At 36.4% G+C, this 22,011-nt stretch carries 16 protein-coding genes; 8 read left to right on the top strand and 8 right to left on the bottom strand.

Annotation, left to right across the window (positions count from 1 at the left end):
- The first annotated feature begins 6 nt into the window (after positions 1–6).
- Together ND855_RS01900 and ND855_RS01895 are read left to right on the top strand one after the other, a co-directional pair.
- Entirely contained in the window at positions 7–834 is an 828-nt protein-coding gene (locus ND855_RS01900; protein WP_265359326.1) for an adenosylcobinamide-GDP ribazoletransferase, read from the top strand.
- A complete protein-coding gene (locus ND855_RS01895) occupies positions 819–1,412 on the top strand; it encodes a histidine phosphatase family protein (RefSeq protein ID WP_265356939.1) in 594 nt (197 codons plus the stop codon). Before ND855_RS01900 ends, ND855_RS01895 begins: the two co-directional genes overlap by 16 nt.
- A gap of 7 nt (positions 1,413–1,419) precedes the next feature.
- On the opposite strand, the gene gatB is transcribed toward ND855_RS01895, so the two are convergent.
- The 5 genes from gatB to ND855_RS01870 all read right to left on the bottom strand — a co-directional run bounded on the left by gatB (position 1,420) and on the right by ND855_RS01870 (position 10,053).
- The gene (gatB, locus tag ND855_RS01890; protein WP_265356938.1) at positions 1,420–2,883 is read right to left on the bottom strand and encodes an Asp-tRNA(Asn)/Glu-tRNA(Gln) amidotransferase subunit GatB; all 1,464 of its coding nucleotides are present in this window, start codon (positions 2,881–2,883) and stop codon (positions 1,420–1,422) included.
- A 58-nt stretch (positions 2,884–2,941) separates the two neighbouring features.
- Positions 2,942–4,045: a bacteriohemerythrin gene (locus ND855_RS01885; protein ID WP_265356937.1), complete on the bottom strand. Its 1,104-nt coding sequence runs from the start codon at positions 4,043–4,045 to the stop codon at positions 2,942–2,944.
- Positions 4,046–4,239: 194 nt separating this feature from the next.
- Positions 4,240–5,715, bottom strand: coding sequence for an aldehyde dehydrogenase family protein (locus ND855_RS01880; RefSeq protein WP_265356936.1), 1,476 nt, complete (start codon positions 5,713–5,715; stop codon positions 4,240–4,242).
- Between the two features lie 85 nt (positions 5,716–5,800).
- The gene (locus ND855_RS01875) at positions 5,801–7,951 is read right to left on the bottom strand and encodes an adenylate/guanylate cyclase domain-containing protein (protein ID WP_265356935.1); all 2,151 of its coding nucleotides are present in this window, start codon (positions 7,949–7,951) and stop codon (positions 5,801–5,803) included.
- Entirely contained in the window at positions 7,939–10,053 is a 2,115-nt protein-coding gene (locus tag ND855_RS01870) for an adenylate/guanylate cyclase domain-containing protein (protein WP_265356934.1), read from the bottom strand. Before ND855_RS01870 ends, ND855_RS01875 begins: the two co-directional genes overlap by 13 nt.
- Positions 10,054–10,166: 113 nt before the next feature.
- On the opposite strand from ND855_RS01870, the gene ND855_RS01865 reads away from it, so the two are divergent.
- Genes ND855_RS01865 through ND855_RS01840 form a run of 6 tightly spaced genes read left to right on the top strand, consistent with a single transcriptional unit; the run spans position 10,167 to position 18,089 of the window.
- Positions 10,167–11,264, top strand: a complete 1,098-nt coding sequence (locus ND855_RS01865) for a FliG C-terminal domain-containing protein (protein WP_265356933.1) — start codon at positions 10,167–10,169, stop codon at positions 11,262–11,264.
- A 4-nt stretch (positions 11,265–11,268) separates the two neighbouring features.
- Entirely contained in the window at positions 11,269–12,192 is a 924-nt protein-coding gene (gene fliH / locus ND855_RS01860; RefSeq protein WP_002973208.1) for a flagellar assembly protein FliH, read from the top strand.
- A complete protein-coding gene (locus ND855_RS01855) occupies positions 12,189–14,174 on the top strand; it encodes a sensor histidine kinase (RefSeq protein WP_265356932.1) in 1,986 nt (661 codons plus the stop codon). Before fliH ends, ND855_RS01855 begins: the two co-directional genes overlap by 4 nt.
- On the top strand, positions 14,171–16,174 hold the full coding sequence (locus ND855_RS01850; RefSeq protein ID WP_265356931.1) for a 7TM diverse intracellular signaling domain-containing protein: 2,004 nt from the start codon (positions 14,171–14,173) through the stop codon (positions 16,172–16,174). Before ND855_RS01855 ends, ND855_RS01850 begins: the two co-directional genes overlap by 4 nt.
- 11 nt (positions 16,175–16,185) lie before the next feature.
- Positions 16,186–16,812 carry a Crp/Fnr family transcriptional regulator gene (locus ND855_RS01845; RefSeq protein WP_265356930.1) on the top strand — a complete coding sequence of 209 codons (627 nt, stop codon included), beginning with the start codon at positions 16,186–16,188 and terminating at the stop codon, positions 16,810–16,812.
- 50 nt (positions 16,813–16,862) lie between these two features.
- Positions 16,863–18,089, top strand: a complete 1,227-nt coding sequence (locus ND855_RS01840) for an NnrS family protein (protein ID WP_265356929.1) — start codon at positions 16,863–16,865, stop codon at positions 18,087–18,089.
- 38 nt (positions 18,090–18,127) lie between these two features.
- Here the strand turns inward: ND855_RS01840 and ND855_RS01835 are convergent, their stop codons facing one another.
- The 3 genes from ND855_RS01835 to ND855_RS01825 are packed head-to-tail and all read right to left on the bottom strand — an operon-like array spanning position 18,128 to position 22,006.
- Positions 18,128–19,861, bottom strand: a complete 1,734-nt coding sequence (locus ND855_RS01835; RefSeq protein WP_265356928.1) for a nitric oxide reductase activation protein NorD — start codon at positions 19,859–19,861, stop codon at positions 18,128–18,130.
- 9 nt (positions 19,862–19,870) lie between these two features.
- Positions 19,871–20,653, bottom strand: coding sequence for a CbbQ/NirQ/NorQ/GpvN family protein (locus ND855_RS01830; RefSeq protein WP_265356927.1), 783 nt, complete (start codon positions 20,651–20,653; stop codon positions 19,871–19,873).
- A 3-nt stretch (positions 20,654–20,656) separates the two neighbouring features.
- Positions 20,657–22,006 (bottom strand): cbb3-type cytochrome c oxidase subunit I, encoded by a 1,350-nt coding sequence (locus ND855_RS01825; RefSeq protein ID WP_265356926.1) that lies wholly within the window; start codon positions 22,004–22,006, stop codon positions 20,657–20,659.
- Positions 22,007–22,011 lie beyond the last annotated feature (5 nt).

Here is a 22,011-nt window from a genome sequence, read left to right as displayed (position 1 = left end):
TACATGATCCGATACATTGCTCTAGAAATTCGATTGTTCTTTATTTGTTTGGCTTTTTTGACAAGAATTCCATCTCCAAGCTGGATTGGATTCAAAGAAGAATGGTTACACAACTCGATAAAATATTCACCTAGTGTTGGTTTACTACTTGGTAGTATACAATTTGTCGTATTCCTATTTTTCCAATTTTTATTTGGACCAACAATTGGCTTCACAATCTCTCTTGGTTTTTTACTGATCCTAACAGGAGCCTTTCACGAAGATGGATTTTCTGATTTTTGTGATGGGATCGGTGGAGGATGGAAAAGAGAGGATATTTTACGCATTATGAAAGACAGCCGTGTTGGCAGTTTTGGTGCTGTAGGAATATGTCTTCTTGTTTTACTAAAAGTACTCGGAGCGAACGAAAGCTTTTCCTATTTCCAAAGAAAAAACCTTCCGATGATTTCGAATCTTACTAACGATTTTCATCTAATTAGCGTTTGGTTGTATTTTGTAAGTGCCCACACACTCAGTCGCTTTTTATCAGTTTTTGTAATGAAACTTTTGCCGTATGCAAAGGAAGAAGGTTATGCCAAACCGATGGCAAAAGAAATTACTTGGCCTCAAATCCAATTTGCAAGTCTTTTGGGAGTTTTACCGTACTTGTCTCTTGCTTATCTACATCCTAATTTTTTCTTAAGTCTTTTGTGTATCATCCCAAGTTACATTTATATGGTTCGATTGATGAAACAATGGATCCAAGGTTTTACGGGGGATTGTCTTGGAGCAGTCCAACAAGTTGTGGAAACTTGTATTTGGATTTCAGGAGTATTTATATGGAACTTTATTTAATCCGCCACCCAGAAACCATAGCACCTAAGGGAACTTGTTATGGTCGTACAGATTTTCCACTCAAATACCCAGTGGAAGATACAGCCGACTCAACCTTTTCTTATTTACCACCTAACTTTGATCATTTTATAGTTAGCCCAGCACCTCGTGCAGTCAAATTAGCAAATGCCTTACTCTCTAAATACAATCCAAATCAGAACCGATTGGATCTTGTGATGCAAACCGATGAACGTTTGTTAGAAATGAACTTTGGTGATTGGGATGGAAAACTTTGGGAAGAAATTCCAAGAAAAGAAACCATTCCTTGGATGAAAGACTTTGTGAATGCCCGAACACCAAATGGAGAAGCATTCACCGATCTAATCCAACGAGTGGATTTGTTTTTAGAAGATTGGAAACCAAATGGGATTTTGAATCAAAAATGGGAGAAAAAACACAATCAAAAACTAAACTCTATGATTGTTGTATGCCATTCGGGACCCATTCGAGCTATCCTATGCCGGATCAAAGGAATTCCACATGAGGAGGCATTTAAGTCCCCAGTGGATTTTGGTTCAGTTCATAAAATTGAAATTTAAGAAGGTATTACACCTTCTTTTTTTCACCTAACGGGCCTAATTTGGCAAGGATCAGTTCGTTTACCAGTTTGGGGTCAGCTTTGCCTTTTGTTTCTTTCATCACTCCACCAACTATGGCACCTAACACACGATCCTTTCCATTTTTCCAACCTTCTACTGATTCAGGTTGGGATTCTAACACACGAATGACAATTTCTTCCAAAGCTTTATCATCCCGAACTACCTTGAGACCTTTTTTCTCGACAATGGATTCTGGTTGGTCTTTCGAAGTTAACATATCTTCAAAAATGGTTTTGGCAATTTTTCCTGTGATCTCTCCTGAGTTGATGAGCTTCACAAGTTTTCCAATGCGAACTGGATCGATGGCAAATTCTTGGATGGAAATATTTTCTTTATTCACAATTCCTAAGATTTCATCTTTGACCCAGTTGGATGTTTTTTTAGCATCACCAGAATTTACAAGAGCCTCTTCGAAGTACTCTGCAATCTCTCTTTCACTGGTTAAGACTTCTGCATCATACTCAGGAAGACCGAGCACAGTTTTATAACGTTCCTTTTTTTGTCTCGGAAGTTCCGGAAGTGTTTTTCGAATGTCCTCAATAAACGAATCCGAAATTTGAATCGTTGGTAAATCAGGTTCCGGAAAATAACGATAGTCATGGCTCATTTCTTTGGAACGCATGGGAATCGTTTTGAGAAGAGTTGCATCCCAAAGTTTTGTCATTTGTTTGAATGACTCACCTCTAGAATAAACATCCTTTTGCCATTCCACTTCATAATCGATCGCTTGTTTTACTGCCTTAAACGAGTTTAGGTTTTTGATTTCAACTCGTGTACGAAATCCTTTTTCCCCTTTGGGACGAATGGATACGTTGGCATCACAACGAAGGGAACCTTCTTCCATATTACAATCCGAAACTTGGATATATCGAAGTATGGTTTTTAATTCGTTTAAATAGGCATAAGCTTCATCAGAGGAACGAAGGTCTGGTTCGGATACAATTTCAATCAGCGGAGTTCCCGCGCGGTTGTAATCCACGTAAGATCGATTGATGGATGGATCATGTGAGTGGATGAGTTTTCCCGCATCTTCTTCCATATGGATCCGAGTAAGAGGAAGGAACTTTTCTTCCGTTTCGCCTTTCAATTGGATATGAATTCCACCTTTGGTTGCATATGGTTTATCAAATTGCGAAATTTGGTACCCCTTAGGAAGGTCTGGATAAAAATAATTTTTACGATCAAATTTTGTGAATTGTGTAATTTCGCAACCGAGTGCCACACCTGCTCTCACTGCTTTTTCAAGCACAACTTCATTTAACACAGGCAAGGTGCCTGGAAGTGCAACACATAATGGAGAAATATGAGTATTGGGACTACCACCAAATTCGTTAGTGGCAGTGGAGAAAATTTTTGAATTGGTATTGAGCTGGACGTGAACTTCCAGACCGATGATGACTTCGTATTCCATGGTTTGGTAACAGGATTTTCACGGAAAATGAACCTGGCAATTCAAATTCCGTCAGTTTTTAATCCAAGGGGTCTGGGACCGTTTGTAATACCAATTTATATAGATTTTTTTGTTCTCTTGAGATCCCAATTTCCCCACTTTGGTGGAGTTTTTTGGTGAACTCGGAAAGTTCTCTCACCCTCGATTCAAATGCCAGACCAATTTTTTTATCTTCTAGCGCTATGTGTGAAAGTAACCAATTCCTAAGATCTTGCACCAAATGTAATCCCACTCGAGGATTTCCCAATTTATATTCATCATTTCTCATTTTGATAAATTCAATAAAACGTTTGTGTTGGTTCATGTGTTGCACAACATCCGTATACCGAAAGTAACGCATTATTTTATCTTCCACACCAAAATGATCTTTTGTATACTCAATTGCTTCAGCGATCACTTTATGAAAAGTCTCACTGGAACCATCACCTAACTTCAAGGAATGATCCAGTTCAACTATCATCTTGAGTAACCATATATGTTGTAAATCAATGATGGGTATACCGGTTGATAGATTATATGTTTTCCAAATATTCCGAATTTCTTGGATCGTATCTATCGCCTGTTCATGTAAAGAAATGTTTGTGGTATCGATTTGAACAATATTTTGGTAAATCAATAGTTGTTCTTTTGAAACCGGATACTTTCCAGACTTTAATAACTGATTACAATATGATTTTAAATCAAAATTAGATGCTTTAAAAAATTCTGCATAATCGGTATCATCATGTAAAATATGTTGGAATAACCATTTTTTCAGGATCTGTAAAATTCCAAGAGCAGCCATCTGGCTATTTTTGGCTTCATAGTATTTTTCCGTTAGTCGCTCAACAAATTTCCTATGTCCAAGTACATGTTCTTTGAAATTAGGATAATTGAAATGTTCCAATATATCCTCCTCCAAAGCGAAATGTTCTGCCACATAATCCAAAGCCTTTCGAAAGGAAGAATGAACATCGATATCTGAATTTGTTTTTTCAGCCTCTACAATTTCTTCTTCTAACTCTAAAATGATATGCACAAGCCAAACATGTTGTAAGTCAATGATGGGAATGCCAAGATGAAAGGGTTCACTCAACCAAGTGATACGAAGAGAATCAAAATGTGCGGAAGAATCCTTTTGCATGATTCCACAAAATTCCGCCACCAAATGTTGTCACGGAAATTGAGGAAAATCCTAAGTTGATATTTATCATGACTTTAGAATCAAACAAAATTCGAAACCTGGGAACTCAGATGTATGTGATTCTAAGTCGAATTTGAGAGTCATCCCCGAGAATCGCTCGGGGATGACTTATGTTTTTGAAAAGAATTTTTGTTTTATACAAAAAACTTTGTAGTGAGTTTCACCATAAGTCTCACAAAACCAGAGTAAGGTGGGTACATCAATTTCGCGATCGAAGCTTTTGGTGTTTGTAAGACCGACCTTTCATGTGAAAAGGTTTTGAATCCAAAAACTCCATGGTAACTTCCATGACCTGAATGGTTCACTCCACCGAACGGTAAATTTGGATTTACCAAGTGTAAAATGACATCATTGATCACTGCTCCACCTGAACTTGTTCTTCGGAGAACATACTTCGAAGTACTTCTTTTCTTTGTAAAAATATACAAAGCCAAAGGTTTTGGTCTTTCGTTGATTACGTGAATTGCTTCATCTAATGTTTTATAAGTGACGATTGGAAGTAGTGGTCCAAAAATTTCATCTTCCATAATCTTTGCATCTAACGCAACATTGGTGAGAATTGTTGGTGCGATAAAGTTGTCAGAACTTCTAACTTCTCCACCGTACGCAATTTTTGCACCTTTTTTCACTGCATCATCGATATAGGAAGAAACTCTCGAAAAGTTTTTTGCATTTACGATACGGCAAAAATCAGTACTTGCTGTAAAATTCTCAGGTTTGGATTTAAAGAAACTTTCAGTAGTTTCCTTTGCATGTTTTACAAATTCATCTATCTTCGATTCTGGAATGAGTAAATAATCAGGTGCCACGCATGTTTGTCCTGCATTGAGAAACTTACCCCACATAATTCGTTCAGCAGCCACTTTCATGTCAGCATCTTCTGCGATAATGGAAGGTGATTTACCACCTAATTCCAATGTAACGCTAGTTAAATTTTTGGCAGCTGCCGCCATAACGATTTTTCCGACAGGTGTAGATCCGGTGAAAAAGATATGATCAAATGGAATTTCAAGTAATGCAGTTGCAACACTCACATCACCTTCAAAAACCGCTACTTCCTCTTCAGAGAAAACTTCACCTAACATTAAGTTAATCACATTTGCTGTGTTGGGAGTAAACTCAGATGGTTTTAACATAACCGTATTTCCAGCTGCAATAGCAGCCGCAAGTGGTGCAATTGCTAAATGGAATGGATAATTCCAAGGAGCAATGATGAGACAAACTCCTTTTGGTTCATAAACAATCCGACTTGTTGCTCCAAGAAGAGTTGGTGGAGTCATCACATTTTTCGGACGCATCCAATGTTTTACGTGACGAATCGCATCGTTAATTTCTGCAATTGTTGGTAAAATTTCTGTAATGTCCACTTCACCAGCAGATTTTCTAAAGTCTGAATGAAGTGCTTTTTGAATTTCAGTTTGGTACTTTAAGACAGCTGACTTTAATTTTTTAAGTTTAAGGATTCGAGTTTTAAAGTTCGTCAATCGAAGTTCGAGTGACTTTTTCTTTTGTGCATTAAAAATACGGTCTATGTCTTTTGGAGTAAAACTTTTGGTTTGGATGACGGCAGTGTTGCTTACATTGGCCGTGGAAAGAGTAGCTTGGGTCATGGGAATCTCCGTATTACTGACTCTCGTTCAGTTAGAGAGGAAATTCAAGAACTTTTTCACCATTGAGGGCGAATCTATGTCTTTTTTATGCCAAAAACCCCTTCCCAAAACCAGGTGGTGGCCCATTTTGGATGTATTGTTTTGCCCGTTCTAAATAAAGGTTGGCTGCCTTATCTGAAGGATCTTGTTTCAAAACAGAAGTAAAACCTGATTCCGCTCCTTTAAAATCACCGTCCCAAAAAAGATTTACACTTTCTTCAAAAAGTTCTTTCGTTTGGATTTTTAAATGGAATGTTTCTTCCACTCCATCAACTAACACCTGCGCAATTCCTATTAACTTCTGTTTGGCTGGAATTTTAATAAAATCCAATAATCTATGTGGGTAAGAATCAGGTTCCTTTAATTCCAAAAGTGCATCTAAACTTAAAATGATTTTTGCTCCGTACTTTTTTGTCATTGATTCTAATGAGTTGGCAACTCCCATTGAGTCAGACAGAACCGCTGATTCAATCCTTTGTTCTTCTCCAACAATCCCTAACATAAGTTCACCGAAGTGAATACCAACTCCGATTTGGATCTCACCAACTCGGTGGTCATGACTTTCTGCATTCCATTTCGCAATCGTTTTATGCATTTGGATCGCCGCAGACAGGGCATCTTCCGGCTCTTTTTCAAAAAGTGCAAAGATAGCATCTCCCACATATTTTTCGATAAATCCATTATGAGAACGAATGATAGGTCCAACTTGTCTTAGGTAATCATTCAAAAACAAAAACGTTTCTTCGGGACTCAGTGTTTCTGAAATTGCGGTAAAATCTCGGATATCAGAAGAAAGAACTGACATTTGTTTTACGATGAAATCTCCTCGTTTTACTCTAGAATCCACTTGTTTTGAAAAAAGTTGGATCAAACGTAAAGGAACAAATTTCGCATATACTTCGTTTGATGCTTCAAGGCGATTGTTTACATCAATCAATTCATTCGTTAGAGTATCCATAGAGGAATAAAAACGTGCATTGCGTCGAGCAAGTAGGATACTTTGAAACAAAAAGAAAACAAAAAGTGAAAATGGCATAAGAGGTTGTGCTTGAAACCAATAATTTCCTGCCATCAAATCATGAGTGGATCCTAACATTAAGATTAGTGATCCATAAAACACCAAACTGCTGTCACGTTTTCTTTGGCGATAAATTCGAAGGATTACATAAAAAGAACAAATACTAAAAAATAAAATAAATACTTGGGAAACAATATTAGTTGTAGTAAACAATTTTGGATCTGTGAGCAAAATGAACAAAACATATGTTACACTAAAACTCCAACAAAACTTTAACATCCAATTTGGAACTTCTGATTTTCCAGGAAACAAACTACGCAGATAACTTAAGAAAAAACAAACAAGTAGTGGAGCTGATGTATAATCCAATACCTGCATCCATTTCCAAGAAAAATCAGGAAATGCATACACAATGTAAAAATTATCTAACACAACCAATCGTAAACCAGTGAACAAACAAAAAAGTGCAAAAAACAAAGAACTTTTCTCTTCTCTACGAAAGAAAAATACTGTTAGTTGGTATAATGCCATTGTAAGCATTGCGCCAAAAACAAAAACTTCACCTGCAGAATAAATTAATGATTCATTCTGTATGACTTCTTTTGTACCAATTTCAATTGGTTTGCGGTATCCTCCGCGTGCATGATGGAAATTACTTACAACATAGATGATTTCTTGTTCGTAGGATTCTGGTTGGAATGATACATATTGGATTTGGTATTTTGGTTTTGCCGAAATTTCATCCATACCAACAACACCAGAACTTGCTATTTTTTGCCGATTGATGTACAACTCATAAGCACTTGTCGCAGGTTGAACTCTCAAATAGTAACGAATGTTTGGATCAGGCACTTTAACTAACAATCGAAAGCTAGCGTATCCATCTCCACCTTCCCCTTCTGGACGGACAGAATTCCAAGACGAGGGAACTTTTACATATGTTTTCTGATTTGATTCAATTTTTTGAAATAAGGAATCTCCATACAATTCATTCCAATAAAATTCCCATTCCCCATTGAGTGAAATTTTTTTATGAGATTCCACATACACATCAGGGATTTCCAAATATCCAAGTTTTGCTTCTTTCGCATTACTATAATTACACGAGAACTGGATAACGATTAGAAATAGTAACCCAAAGAATGGAAATGACATTGGAATTGGTTTTATTTTTCCCATGCGGATACTCCATCCCAGTCTTCTCCAACACCTGCTGATTGGTAGTATTCACACCTTTCGATATAAATCTTTGCGGCAATGTCATCTGGGTTGTTTGCATGGACTTCTCTAAATCCATTTAAAGCTGAATTAAAATCAGCACGTTCGTAATCAAAAATCGCTGCTTCAAATTGTTCCCTGTAGGCTATTTTTTGATCCGAGATAGAATCGATTCCTGGGATCAATACTTCGGCAATCATCACTGTTTCTTGTTTGCCTTTTACACGAACAAAATCTAAAATTCGATAGGGAATTGTATCTAAATCCTCATGTAACATCAGTGAAGTTAAACTTACCAGAATCCTCGCATTGTATTTTTTTGTTAATCCTTGGATACGACTCGCCAAATTGACAGTATCTGATATCACAGTTGACTCGAGCCTTTCTTCTTCTCCCAAAATCCCAAGCATCGTATCCCCTGAGTGGATTCCTATGCCTGCATGTAATGGTAAATAACCAAAACCCCTTCTTCTCTCATTGTATTTTTCCAATTCCCATTGGATATCTTCTGCAGCTTTGATCGAATTTTGTATCCCACCATCAAATAGTGCCATTACAGCACTTCCAATGTATTTATCGATGAATCCATTATTTTTACGTACACAAGGTCCAATACGTCCCAAATAAGAATTTGTAAATAAAATTCGGTTTTCCAGTGGAATGGAATAAATAATATCCCAATATTCCCAAATATCCGCGAACAAAACTGTCATCTCTCGCTCGCTACTGTCACCTAACTTTACTTCTTCGATACTTTCTTTTCCTAAATGAGTCAAAAAATCTCGTGGAATAAATTTTGCATAAAATCGATTCGTTAATATAAATTGTTCATTAATAGATTCAAATTCTTCTTTCAGGAGAATTTTTTTGCGAACCGTTCTAGCCGTACGAAGTGTCACAATTGTGGACTGAACTCCAAAGAATAGAAATACTGCAATCTGTGATAAGGATGATTCACCTTCACCTGTATAAGCGAGGAATACATCATACACAAATCCAAAAAATAAAATCAGATATCCTAAAAAGAAAATATGAGAATCGGGTAAACCTTTTGCCACCATTTGGTACAATCGGATTCCAAGAAAAACTGCGTATACAATCCCTAATACTTGGAATACGACTTCAAATTCTGTATAAAACTCTGGTTTGATGATGAGTCCATATACCAAAATAAACTGAACAAAAGCACTAAAATAACGAATGAGTCTCGTTTCGATAAAACGTGGGAAAAGACCGTCAACAAACCATAAAAACAAAATTCCCAAAACAAATACGGATGCATACTCTACATAGATAACAAGTTCCCAAGGTATGTTTGGAAACATCGCATAAATGGTTTTACTTCCTACAAACGGTAACCGAAAGGCAAACACCAAACAAAAGAATCCAAAATAAAATGCTTCTCTTTGTTTATTCCGATAGAAAAACAAAATAAAATGATACAATCCAAACATAAACAAGGCACCAGTCAGTGCAATGTCCATTGTACTCTCAGCTAAAATATAGTTTTGTACGGTTTCGGCAGTTCCAAAAATAGGTGCATTTGGTAATCCACCTTCCTTGTGATGGAAATTACTCACTTCGATTTTGATTTGGATGTGGTCCTTAGTGACAAATGTAAAACTTTGTCCTTGTGCAGAAGGAATAGTTGTCTTTTTATCTTCACCTGGAAATCCAGAGAGCAATACCCGATTACCTGCTGTTATACGAAAACTCGTCCTCACTTCCGGAAGGTACAATGAATAAATTTGTGATTCATCGGGGAGTAAAATATCAAGAATGTAAGTTCCATACCCTTTCCCATCGATCATATTCGAACGTAAGGGAACATCATTCCAAAGTGATGGTACGGGTAACAGGGTATAACTGGTATCAGGTGCCAATTCCCCCAATGTATGAGGATAAAATTTCCATTCCCCTTGTAGTTTGATGGCCTTTCCTGTTTTCCATGGGAAGGAACGAAGGTCGAGTGTTCCAGACGTAACTTCCTTAGAAGGAGTCACAAGTTGGCATGCCACTGTGAGGAAAACGAGGCAAAGAGTGATACGATTGAAAAGGGTCATCCCTATCCTTCAGAGACATTTCAGACCCTTATTTGGAAAGGAAGTTTTCAAAATGAAAAAAATAATATTTTTTGGTTTGTACGAAGCAATGAGTAAGCTATTATGTCACCTAAATGGCACATTCTTCCGGTCCCAACAAAGCCGCACTGGCATACCAAATTTTAGGCCAATACTTACCGGATGAAGTGTTCGCCCATCTGACTGATGCAGAAATCGAATCTCTACTTCTGAAAGTAGAGATGAATCCTTCCCCGACAAAAGGCCAAGAAAAAGACATCTTACTCTCGTTCACCCATTTCCTTCAAAAAAAAGGAATCCGTTCGAATCCGAACCAAGGAATCCAAACATTCCTCGCAGGGAAACCTAACCCAACCACTGCGAAACAAAATGAGGCAGAATTGCCTTACCTTGGTTTCCAGAACCCAATGGTGGCAAAACCAAACATGCCGGTGGGAAAACCAGAAACAAACGAACTTTATTCGTTATTGGAAGAGATCCTCAAAGAAGAGGAGAACAAACAATCAGGTCCACTTTGGGCTGAATTGCCAAAATTTTCCGTTGAAATGCTTCAAAATATCACTCGAGACGAATCTCCCGAAGTGGTAGCAAGGGTTCTCAGCTTTTCGGACCCAGAATCTGCCTCCGAAGTCCTTGCAGAATACCCTGAAACTCATAGAGAAGAGATCATTTTGGCACTTGCCGAAATTGACTACCACTCGGACAGAGAACGGGACCAACTCGATCGTTTCCTACGCTTCAAAATGGAACTGATTGAGAAAAAAATGCCAGTTTCCAAAATCCGAAGTCGCAAAGCCAAAACCGCAGGGGAAATTCTCACTAGACTTCCTTTTTTGCCATCTCAAAATTTAATTGAACGAATTCAGAAAAAAAGCCCTGAATATGCCGAAACTATAGTAGAACACTACTTTCGTTTGGAAGACCTCCTTCATTTAGGAAGGACAAGTCTCACTCGTTTTTTTTCTGAGATCCACCCCCTTGTCATTGCATGTGCATTGAAAGGTGTTGAGACTGAATTTCGCGACCAAGTGTATTCCAATTTGGAATCTTGGCTTGTGAAAGAGATTAAGATCGAATGGGATTCGTTAGGTCCTGTTTCACTGGCAGAGATTGAAGAAGCCCAAAAAGGGGTTCTCGATCGTTTGCGGGAAGCAATGGATGAAGGCAAAGTGAAACTTTGGAGATTGAAGTAAGGATATGGCAAAACTAGTATTTAAACCCATTCAAATTGCCGACTTACAAGAAGAAGTTGAAATCCAACTTCCTGATAAGTACAAAAAATTTCATAAGACCGACGAACAAGAAGACTTCGAGATAGACCAAGAAGGGAATATCATCGAACAATACCAAGGTCCATCGATTGAAGAGATCGAAGCGGAACTCCAAAGGTATCGCCAAGAAACTGAAGAACAAGTCCGCCAATTATTAGAAGATGCTAAAAAACAAGCAAAAGCCATTGAAGAAGAAGGTAGAACCAAAGCCTTCCAAATGGTTCAGGACTCAAAAGAAAAAATCAAATTAGAAGAAGATTCTGGCCGAGCCAAAGCGGAACAAATCTTAGATCGTGCGAAGATGGAAGTCGAACGTATGATCAAAGAAGCCGAAATGAAACAGGCTGAGATCGAACACGAAGCCTACCAAAAAGGATATGATGCAGGTCGTGAAGTTGGTTTTAAAAAAGGCCAAGGGGAAGTAAGACGACTCATTGACCGATTGGGAACTATCATTGGTAAAGCAATCGACATTCGTGAAGAGATGATTGCCGCTTCTGAAAAACAAATGGTGGAAATGATTCTTGTCATCGCAAGAAAAGTTATCAAAGACGAAATCATTGAACGTAAAGAAATTGTACTCAATAACATTCGTGAAGCGATGAAACGAATCAAAGACCGTGACCGTATCGATATTCGTGTAAACTTTGCTGACTTAGAACTCACAACAGCACATAAAGACGAACTCATCAAACTGATGGAATCACTCAGAAAAGTAAACATCTACGAAGACTCACGTGTCGACCGTGGCGGTGTGATCATCGAAACAGATGTGGGTGCTATCGACGCAAGGATTTCCACTCAGCTCAAAGAAATTGAAGAGGCAATTCGAAACGTAGAACCAATATGATTTCGAAAACCCGTTTTTCCCAATTTTTCCTCGGGTTCTTACTGTTTTTGTCACCAACTATAGCAAGTTTGGTGGCAGAACCATGCGGAACCATGATCACATCCTTTGAAAAACCAGTGGTTTTAAAAACAGATTGGTTATTTAGAAAGGGAGACAATTTAGATTGGCGTGATGAGTCAGTTGAAGAAAGTTTTTGGGTCAAACGTTCCGTGCCTGATTATGGAATTTCTAAAACAGAAAACCTAACAGGGTACCACTGGTATCGTTGTTCTTTTTATTTACCTGACAATTACACAACTCCTGTAGAACCAATTGCCATCCAATTAGGTAGAATACGTGACATTGATGAGTTTTATTTGAATGGAACTTTGATTGATAAAACAGGAACTGTTTTACCTAGACTAGAAGTCGATTTTCAAAAAATCAGAATTTATTCTCTTCCTACACATTTACTCAAACCAGGATTAAATGTGATGGCCATTCGGATTTATGCAGCTACAAACCTAAATGGATTAAAGGAAGCTCCCACAATTGCAAAAGAACGATTGTTACGTGAATCGGTATTCTCAAAAGAACTCTTTGCGATGGTTTGTGGTTATGTTTTTATTTTTATGGGAATTTACTTTTTAGTAGGTTCCATTGTTCGCGGAAGAGCTGGGGAAAATTTCTTTTTTGCATTATTTTCAATTTTTATGGGAATTTATGTTCTCATCCGCACTCAACATAGAGATATTTTATTTGAAAGTTTTACTTGGTCATATGTCGCAGAACTTTTAGTCCTCATTTGTTTACCTGCATTTTTCATTAACTTCATGCACCAATATTTAAAATTGAAACGTAATATTGTCTTACTTGTGTATGAAGTGTTTTTATCCGTACTTTTTATCATCACACTATTTTTCAGAAATCCAAAAACATGGATCTTGGTGATTGCTCTCTTTAATTATGCATTACCAATTGCAATGGGACTTGTGATTTACTTATTTGTTAAAAATGGTAAAACAAATATTAAAAAAGTTAAATTTATACTCATTGGGATCGCTTGTTTATTACCTACAATATTAATCGATAGTTTGTCCGCTTTGGAAATCATCATTTCCATGCCTGGCACTTTATACTTGGGATTCTTAATTTTTCTAGTAATGATATCAATCCAATTATCAAACGATATAGTCATTGGATTGGAAAATTTTATAGAACAAGAAAAAGAACTTATCCAAATGGAAAGAGTCAAAACCGGTTTTCTTATCAACTTATCTTCCGAATTTAAATCGGGAATGGAAAAAATCAAATCTGCAATTGAGAATATCACTACTAATCAAACTAAGTCTCTTGCGAAAGAAGTGGTAAAACCTTCTGCAAAAAAAGCCGCTAAGAAAAAATCAAAAGTTACGAACACAAAACAAATTGGGGATCCTGTTAAACAAGCAGAAGATCATATATCTTACATGAGTTATATGGTCGAGGAAGCAATCTTACTGCGAAAACTGGAAGAACGAACCTATATTCCATTTTATGAAAGTTTCTCGGTATTAGAGTTGGTAAAAAACTGTGTTGCCAGTGTAGAAAATCATTTAGGCCAACATCGAAAAAATACCTTTATTGATATAAAACCAAATGATTTAGAAATTTATTTTCCAAAAGAATTATTGTTCTGTATTTTAAGAAATTTGGTAGAGAATGCATACCAATACACTGATCCAAAAACAGACATTCATATTGATTTTTTTAATCGAGATGGATTTCATCAATTGATAGTGATGGACGAAGGTATGGGCCTTAGTCAAATAGAAATGGAAACTATTTTTCAGAAATTTGTAAGGGGTTATCGTGACAAAAAAAATGAAATCCCTGGTGCAGGAATTGGCTTAACTTTAGTAGAAGCATCAACCAACTTTTTATCTGGAACCGTTAGTTTAAAATCAAGCGAAGGAATGGGAGCCAAGTTCACAATACATATCCCAGAAAAACCAAATAAATGATATCCTTACCATTTCGTCGCCTAGTTCTGCTTTCTATTTGCTTCATTTCACTTCATTGTTCACGTACAACTGATGAATCAACCGTTGTATTAAAGTTAGATGGTGAAGATTGGGGAATATATTTTAATGATAGTGCAGATTTATTAAACCCAGAATTTAATCCAAATAATTTGGACATCACAACTGTTCCAAACAATTTCCGAAATTTAAATAAATCCTATAGAGGTTCAATTTGGATTCGAAAAAGTTTTGAAATTACGACAGAACAACACCAAAAGTCATTAGCCTTACAATTAGGGAAAGTGTATCAGTCGGACGAAGTTTTTGTCAATGGTGTTCTAATCGGTAAAAACAATTCTGCCTTTGGAAAAGACCCTGAAGAATATTCGTTTGGAAGGCCTAGAATCTACCCTATTCCACATGATTTATTGCTTGAAGGGGAGAATGTTTTAATCATAAAAATTGATTCATCTCTTTCCACTTCGGCGGGTATCATTACTGGACCAATCAGAATTGTAACCTATGAAGAAGCAATAAACGGAAATTTATATGATTCACTTGTCGAACTCATTTTCGTAGGTTTTTATCTATTCATTGCTTTGTTTTTCTTTATTAACTTTTTTAACCTAAGAGAGAATAAAGAATACTTAAGTTTCAGCGTATTGGCTCTTATTTTCTCAGGATATGAATTATGCAAAAACGAAGTTAGATTCTTAATTTTTAATGATTTTGCAATTTTAAAATTTTTAGAATATTCCTTTTTACTTATATTGCCTTACGGTTTTATCAAATTCATTCAAGATTTTTTCGAATTAAAGCCGTTTAAATATCAAAGAATTTATCTCTTCTTTCAATTTTTCTTTATCCTCGTTTTTCTCATCATCCAAAACCCTGTGTTTTGGTATAACTTCATTGGATATTGGGATATCCATTTACTTGCTGTTATTGGCTACGCAATTTATGTAACGATACTAAAATTCCGCGAGCAAAAGAGAGGATCAACAATCCATTTATTGGCTCTTGTTTACCTGTTATACTCAATTCTAAAAGAAATTCTAATCGAAAGAGGATATTTAAACTCACCATCATCACTTGAAACTAGTTTTTTAGTGTATTTAATTTTAATGACCCTTGCTCTACGATTTCAGTTTTTGATGATGAAACGAAAACTCCAAAACCGATATGACAGATTAAAGGAAGCCGACTCACTCAGAGAAAAGATTTTCTTTTATATGGACGCAATGATTTCCGGTCCTTTAAAATTAATGAAAGATAAACTTTCAGAATACAGAGAATCATCTCAAAAAACAAAAGATAAAAACTTAGTAAAAGAAGTGATTGAAGTTCAATCTTCCATTGATAATGTCATGGACGATATCATTGAACTCTCAAGATTGGAAGTACTAAAAGAAGTCCCATTTAAAGAACAAGTTAATTTTGTATCCTTTATCAATGATGTAATTCCAGAAGATGACATTACATATTCAATTAAAGTAAATCCAGAAACTGAAATTCTTAATAGTTTAGATTTAATTAATTCTGTTGTAGTTAGACTAGTGGATTTTCCTCCATTTAAAGAATTTAATCATAATGATTTAATCATCACACAAGACCTAAAAGGGAATGTACATTTTAGATTCTTATTGTTCCACAGTAATTCCAAGGTGGCACAAAAATTATTCAACGAATTGTCCGAAAATTACAACCAACTCACCCCAATTAAAGTAAAATGGGCAATTATCCTAGAAATCGTACGTTTGTTAGGTGCAAAGATTGATTTTAAAATCATCAAGAAAAAATATCTAAAAATCGATTTGGGAATCTCAGCAATTGTTCCCGTTTCCGAATTACAACCGATCAAAGATTCAACTGCAGTTGGGATACCAAACCAAACAGCTAAAAAATCGGAAAAAGAAGATTGGAGAGTCACTTTAAAAAGAATTTGGAAATTTTTAAAGGAAACAGAAATCAAACTTCCTAACTTCAAAAAGAAGAAATAAAAATTGTTTCAATGATTATTAAATACATCACCAAATCTAGTCCCGAATCATTAATGAAAGCCTTTGCCGGATGTAAGGAGCTTACATATGATAAAGATGAATTTTTATTTCATGCGGGTGATGAAGTCACTCATATGGATCTCCTTGTCAATGGTGACTTACAGGTATTTAAATATGATGGAAATATGAATGAAGTCACTTTAACTTTTTTCAGACCAGTATGTATTGTGGCGGAATGGGCTGTTATCCAAGGGATACCTTATCCAGCCTCTGCAAGGTTTACTAAAAAAAGTACAATCTTAAGGATGCCACTTTCAGAAGTTCAAAATCGACTAAATTCTAATATTGAACTTAACCACATTCTAATGCACTCATTGATGAATAAAATCGAAACATTAAATTTGGCAATAAATCGTGGTCTTACCATGGATGCAATGCAAAGAGTAGCACATTTCCTTTTTTATGGAACACCCGATTCCCTGGCTTTAAAACAAACGCAAATGGCTTCCTTACTTTATTTAAGACCTGAAACTTTCTCAAGGATATTAAAACAACTGAAAGACCAAGGACTTGTTGATACACAGAAAGGTGAGATTACAATTTTAGACAAAGAAGGGCTCTTGAAAATTTTGGCTTAGTACTTGATTTGTATCAATGAAATGATACTCCTTTCAGATAGTATTAAAGTATGAAACAATCTTTTTTTCAAAACAGTTTCTGGAACACAGCGTTTCGCCCTTTTTTTTGGTTTGGATCAGTTTTCGGAATCTTAGTCATTTCAATTTGGATATTCATACTTTCGAATATTCTTAAAAGCCAAATTCAGATCAATGCCATTCATTGGCATTCCTACGAAATGGTATTCGGTTTTACCAAAGCCATTGTATTAGGATTTTTATTCACTGCCGTTCAAAATTGGACAAATTCAACCATTCTAAAAGGGAAAAATTTATTTTATTTATTGGCCTTTTGGTTAATTGGAAGATTTTCATTCTATTCGTTTGGTTTTTTAAGTTATCTTTCGTTTGGGTTTGATATCTGCTCGGATATCATGGTAATCTACTTACTTGTTCCAAAGTTAATTGTTCCTACCCAAAAACACAACAGGCCAATCTTATACCATTATGCTCTTTTTACCATTTTCCATATTCTGAGTGCACTCTCTGCTTATTCCATTTTAGACCCAGAGAAAACATTACTATTTATCCACCTAAGTATCTTTGTTGTGTTATTTCTAATCCTCATCATAGGCGGACGAGTTGTACCATTCTTTTCAGGTGTCGTCATCCAAGGGTATTCATTTAAACGAATGCCAAAATTAGAAACATTTCTAATCTATCTTCCATTTATCTTTTATCTGACAAAACTAATACAATCATATTTTGAGGCGTACATTTTAAGATCCATTTCCTACTTACAAGGAACAGGTTTTACAATATTGGGAATTTTATCTTTTATAGTTGGATTTTCTTTATTTGTCTCGAATACGATTCGATACATTTCATGGAAACCTTGGAAATCCTACCGAAGGCCTATCCTTTGGATTTTGTACTTAGGTTACTTTTGGGTGTGTTCAGGATTTTTACTTTATAGTTTAGCTGAATTGAATCTATTCCCAATCTCATCAGCCATTCATAGTTTAACAGTTGGTGGTCTTAGTGTATTTATTTATGGAATGATCACAAGAGTGAGTTTGGGTCATACTGGAAGAGCTATCGTTGCTTCACCTCTCACTGTTTTTGCTTATATTGTCTTAAATGTTAGCGTAATCATTCGAGTTATTTTACCACTCTTCAACCAACACAAATATGCATATTATCTGTCAGGAATAGGCTGGATACTGTGTTTTAGTTTATTTGTTATCCAGTATACAATCATTCTTTATTCACCTAGACCCGATGGCAAACCATCTTAATCGAAAGATTTAAATTTATTTCTCTTTCCCATTCATACTTAACTCTTAATGGCTCTTCTAAAAAATTCCTGTAAGGAATCGAGGAGCCTTTCTGGATGAAACAACATTTGATAACTCGCATTTCGCATCATCGCAGGGATCGTTGGTTTTTCCTCTGTTCCTATTGCCAAAGTATAAACTTGTACGCCGTTTAACAAACATTCACCCACAGCTTTATTCACATCCTCAATTCCATACTTACCTTCATACTGATCATAATCATTTGGTCTTGCATCAGTGATTAAGATGATCCATTTTTGCTTGTAACCAGAATCCTTTAATAGAGAATTTGTGTGACGAAGTGATGGACCCACCCGAGTGTATCCGATGGGAGACAAAGGGCCTAAACGATCTCTGACTACCATCCAAGATTCGTTCATTTGTTTTAAGTGAATGAATTGATTGTGATTTCTCGTTCGAGAGTAAAAACCAGCAATGCCAAATGGAATTTTTAATTCTTCCAAACACTCAGAAAACAGTAATAAACTTTCTCTTTCCACATCCAAAATTCGTTTATCGTGAATCCAAGAATCGGTAGATAAACTTAAATCCATTAAAAAGTATAATCCTATATCGGATACATCTCGAATAGGATTCATATAGATTGCTTCCGATGGGCTCTTCTTAGCTTTTAAATCTGCATATCGATCAACAAGTGCATCTAAGTCTATGTCAGCACCCGCAACCAATCGTTTTTTAATTCGAGTTTGGTTGAGTAAAGCAGTCATTTTTTTCTTTAATAATAATAGGGTGCGGTGTTGTTTTTCCAATACTCCAATTGCATAAGAAGAATCCAATGTTTTTGGAAATTCCTCAACCACAGAACAATAATTAGGTTTATATTGCTTTAATTTATAATCCCATTCTGGATATAAAAATGGTTTTTCATTGCTAGTATCTTCCAATATTTCCAGTAAGGTCCCTGCACCAGATTCACTTGTCCTTGTGGTATGAACCGGATCTTCAGTACGTATGATATGTTTGAGGTTTAGTTCCTCAAGAGCCTCCTCTTCCTCCATATCTTCTTCGCCATCAATGTCTCGCCACTGTCCATCAAACTCTTCTACAGTTTCAATTTTTTCAAAATTGTGACCAAGTGTATACTCTTCAATTTTTTTCTCATCTACTTCCAGTAATTCTGCTTCACTTGGATCTAACTTTTGTTTGGATTCTTTCGACTCCATTTTTTGTTTCTGTTTATCCGAAATAAAATCTTTACCTACAGGAAAGTTCATTTTCGAATTGGAAAGTGAAGTGTTTGCATGATAAAAACAGGAAACAATATTTTGGTATTGTTTTGGATCCTTATTTCTAAACATCAATCGATCCTTTCGAATTTCTTTCCAATCTAAATATGCACCAGGATATCGTTTCAGAAAAGAACGAAACAATTGATAAAATGTTTCCTTACCCAAACTGGTTTTGTTGGTATGTTCTTCTTTTAAATACGACAAATAGGCAAGTAGTATCCGTATTTGTATTTTAGTTTCCCTTTCTGTTAAATACCAATAGATTGTTTCTGGAAATTTAAGGAAATTTTCTCCAAGGGAAATGGCCTCACCACCATACACAATGGAGGTGGTTTCTTTTCGCAAAGTTTGAAGGTAACGAACAATTCTCGTTTCTTCCGACTCCATACGATATGGATAGTATGCAGATGGAGGTGTAAGTTTTGTTTTAAGTTTTTTCCAAAGTTTATGACCTTGGTAGAATACAAACTGATCCCATTCCAAAATGAATTCCTAAAAGATTAAATCAAAACTATCTTGTAAAGCCGTCACAGTATCTTCATCATCTGTTAAAGGTAGTATGATAGCAGTTCGACCCGCGAGGCGAGATGGTAGGCTTTTCCCCATCAGTTTGGCACATGATACTAGCAAACGTGTGGATACTGTTTCTGCAAGCCCCAACTCCGGTTTTTTCCTGACTAAATTTGCAAATTGCACTAATTTTTTGGCAATGGAATCAGAAATTCCTGTTTCTCCAATAATGATCTTTTCTTCCACAGATGGTTTTGGATATGGAAAATCCATACTGAGAAAACGTTGTTTGGTGGAAGGTTTTAGATCTTTAAACCCTTTCTGATAACCAGGGTTATATGATGCGACTAACAAAAAGTTTGGATGTGCAATGATTTCTTCGTTTTTTCTTTCAATGAATAATGTCCGTCTATGGTCTGTTAAAGAGTGAATGGTCACAAGAGTATCTGGTCTTGCTTCTGCAATTTCATCCAAATACACAATGGCACCTTCTTTGACACCTGTGGTAAGAGGACCATCCATCCAAACAGTGTCTGCACCTTTGACGATAAATCGTCCTACCAAATCAACAGCAGACGTTTCATCATTACATAAAATTGTAATGAGTTTACGACCCATTTGGTGTGCCATAAATTCCAAAAATCGAGATTTTCCAGAACCAGTAGGTCCTTTTAACAAAAGCGGCAGAGTATTCTCAGCCGCCATTTGAAAAATCTCTACTTCCTTACCTGTTGGTTCGTAATAGGGAATTTTTGTTGTTAACATAAGTTAATCTATATCACCTACATTTTTACCAACCGCTTCATTGGAAGGAAGACCATGTCGAATGAAATCAACTATGAAATATGTGATTCCAATTGTAAATAATGTAGCTGCAAGTAGCATTCCGATAAAATGGAACACGATTTCTTTTTGAACCACAAGAAAGTCCATTCCCAATTTACGTTCCAGATACACCTGAGTGATCCCTGCCACTGCCAACGCTCCAGTCATACCAACCATTCCAATATTGGATGCCCAGAATGCTAGATATCCAGACATACCGGTGAAAAGTTTACGACCTGTCATGTTTGGCATTGCATACGAAATGACAGCTAACACTAACATGGCGTAGGCTCCCCAGAATGCAAGGTGACCGTGCATAGCTGTGATGAGAGTTCCATGTGTCCATTGGTTAACCGATGGCCAAGTGTGTGCAAAACCTAGAAAACCAGCACCAATGAAAGACATCATCGCACTTCCAAGTGTCCAATAGAGTGCAATTTTGTTTGGATGGTCTTTTCCTTTTTTGCGATACATATTGAGAGCCCAGATTGCCATTCCGAGGAACGCAAGTGGTTCTAAGGCAGAAAAAATTCCACCGACCATAAGCCAATACTTAGGAGTACCGATCCAGTAGTAGTGGTGCCCTGTTCCTAAAATTCCAGAAAGAAACGTGAGACCAACAACAACATACAACCATTTTTCAATGACTTCCCTGTCCACACCTGTAAGTTTGATGAGTAAAAAAGCCAGGATACCACCCATGATGAGTTCCCAAACTCCCTCTACCCAAAGGTGAACAACCCACCATCGAAAGTAAGAATCCAAGGTTTGGTTATCGAAATAAATCATACCTGGGAGATACAGTAAGGCAGCACATAACAGACCAAAGAATAATACAAGTTGTGTTGTACTCCTTTTTTTGGCCTCCCAAATGGTCATAGCAATATTGAATAAAAAGGTTAAAACGTTGACAACGACAAGGTAATCAAGTGGCCTTGGAATCTCTAAAAACTTTCTACCTTCCCACCAATTAAAGTGGAATCCAATGATGGCAACAACACCCACAATAACCCAAGAAATCAGTTGGATGTATGCGAGTTTGACACTGTACAATTCTCGATCAGATTCTTCAGGGATGATGTAATAAGCAGCACCCATAAATCCTGTTAATAACCAAACAACTAATAAATTTGTATGTGTCGCACGTGCTGTGTTAAATGGAATATAATCATGTAATCCATCAAAACCAATACGAGCAAAACCCATGATAAAACCATAAACGATTTGTAAAGATAAGAGTAACATACAAGTTGCAAAAAACCAATATGCGACCTTTTGTGATTGGAATCTCATTGTTT

The sequence above is a fragment of the Leptospira paudalimensis genome (assembly GCF_026151345.1).
GTDB classification, from domain to species: Bacteria; Spirochaetota; Leptospiria; order Leptospirales; family Leptospiraceae; genus Leptospira_A; species Leptospira_A paudalimensis.
This window is presented reverse-complemented; position numbering and strand designations above follow the sequence as displayed.

Coding starts and splice junctions, on each gene's coding strand:
- gatB (WP_265356938.1), bottom strand. CDS start 2,883: ATGGAATACGAAGTCATCATCGGTCTGGAAGTTCACGTCCAGCTCAAT.
- fliH (WP_002973208.1), top strand. CDS start 11,269: ATGGCAAAACTAGTATTTAAACCCATTCAAATTGCCGACTTACAAGAA.
- ND855_RS01850 (WP_265356931.1), top strand. CDS start 14,171: ATGATATCCTTACCATTTCGTCGCCTAGTTCTGCTTTCTATTTGCTTC.
- ND855_RS01870 (WP_265356934.1), bottom strand. CDS start 10,053: ATGACCCTTTTCAATCGTATCACTCTTTGCCTCGTTTTCCTCACAGTG.
- ND855_RS01885 (WP_265356937.1), bottom strand. CDS start 4,045: ATGCAAAAGGATTCTTCCGCACATTTTGATTCTCTTCGTATCACTTGG.
- ND855_RS01855 (WP_265356932.1), top strand. CDS start 12,189: ATGATTTCGAAAACCCGTTTTTCCCAATTTTTCCTCGGGTTCTTACTG.
- ND855_RS01845 (WP_265356930.1), top strand. CDS start 16,186: ATGATTATTAAATACATCACCAAATCTAGTCCCGAATCATTAATGAAA.
- ND855_RS01830 (WP_265356927.1), bottom strand. CDS start 20,653: ATGTTAACAACAAAAATTCCCTATTACGAACCAACAGGTAAGGAAGTA.
- ND855_RS01895 (WP_265356939.1), top strand. CDS start 819: ATGGAACTTTATTTAATCCGCCACCCAGAAACCATAGCACCTAAGGGA.
- ND855_RS01865 (WP_265356933.1), top strand. CDS start 10,167: ATGGCACATTCTTCCGGTCCCAACAAAGCCGCACTGGCATACCAAATT.
- ND855_RS01825 (WP_265356926.1), bottom strand. CDS start 22,006: ATGAGATTCCAATCACAAAAGGTCGCATATTGGTTTTTTGCAACTTGT.
- ND855_RS01840 (WP_265356929.1), top strand. CDS start 16,863: ATGAAACAATCTTTTTTTCAAAACAGTTTCTGGAACACAGCGTTTCGC.
- ND855_RS01880 (WP_265356936.1), bottom strand. CDS start 5,715: ATGACCCAAGCTACTCTTTCCACGGCCAATGTAAGCAACACTGCCGTC.
- ND855_RS01875 (WP_265356935.1), bottom strand. CDS start 7,951: ATGGGAAAAATAAAACCAATTCCAATGTCATTTCCATTCTTTGGGTTA.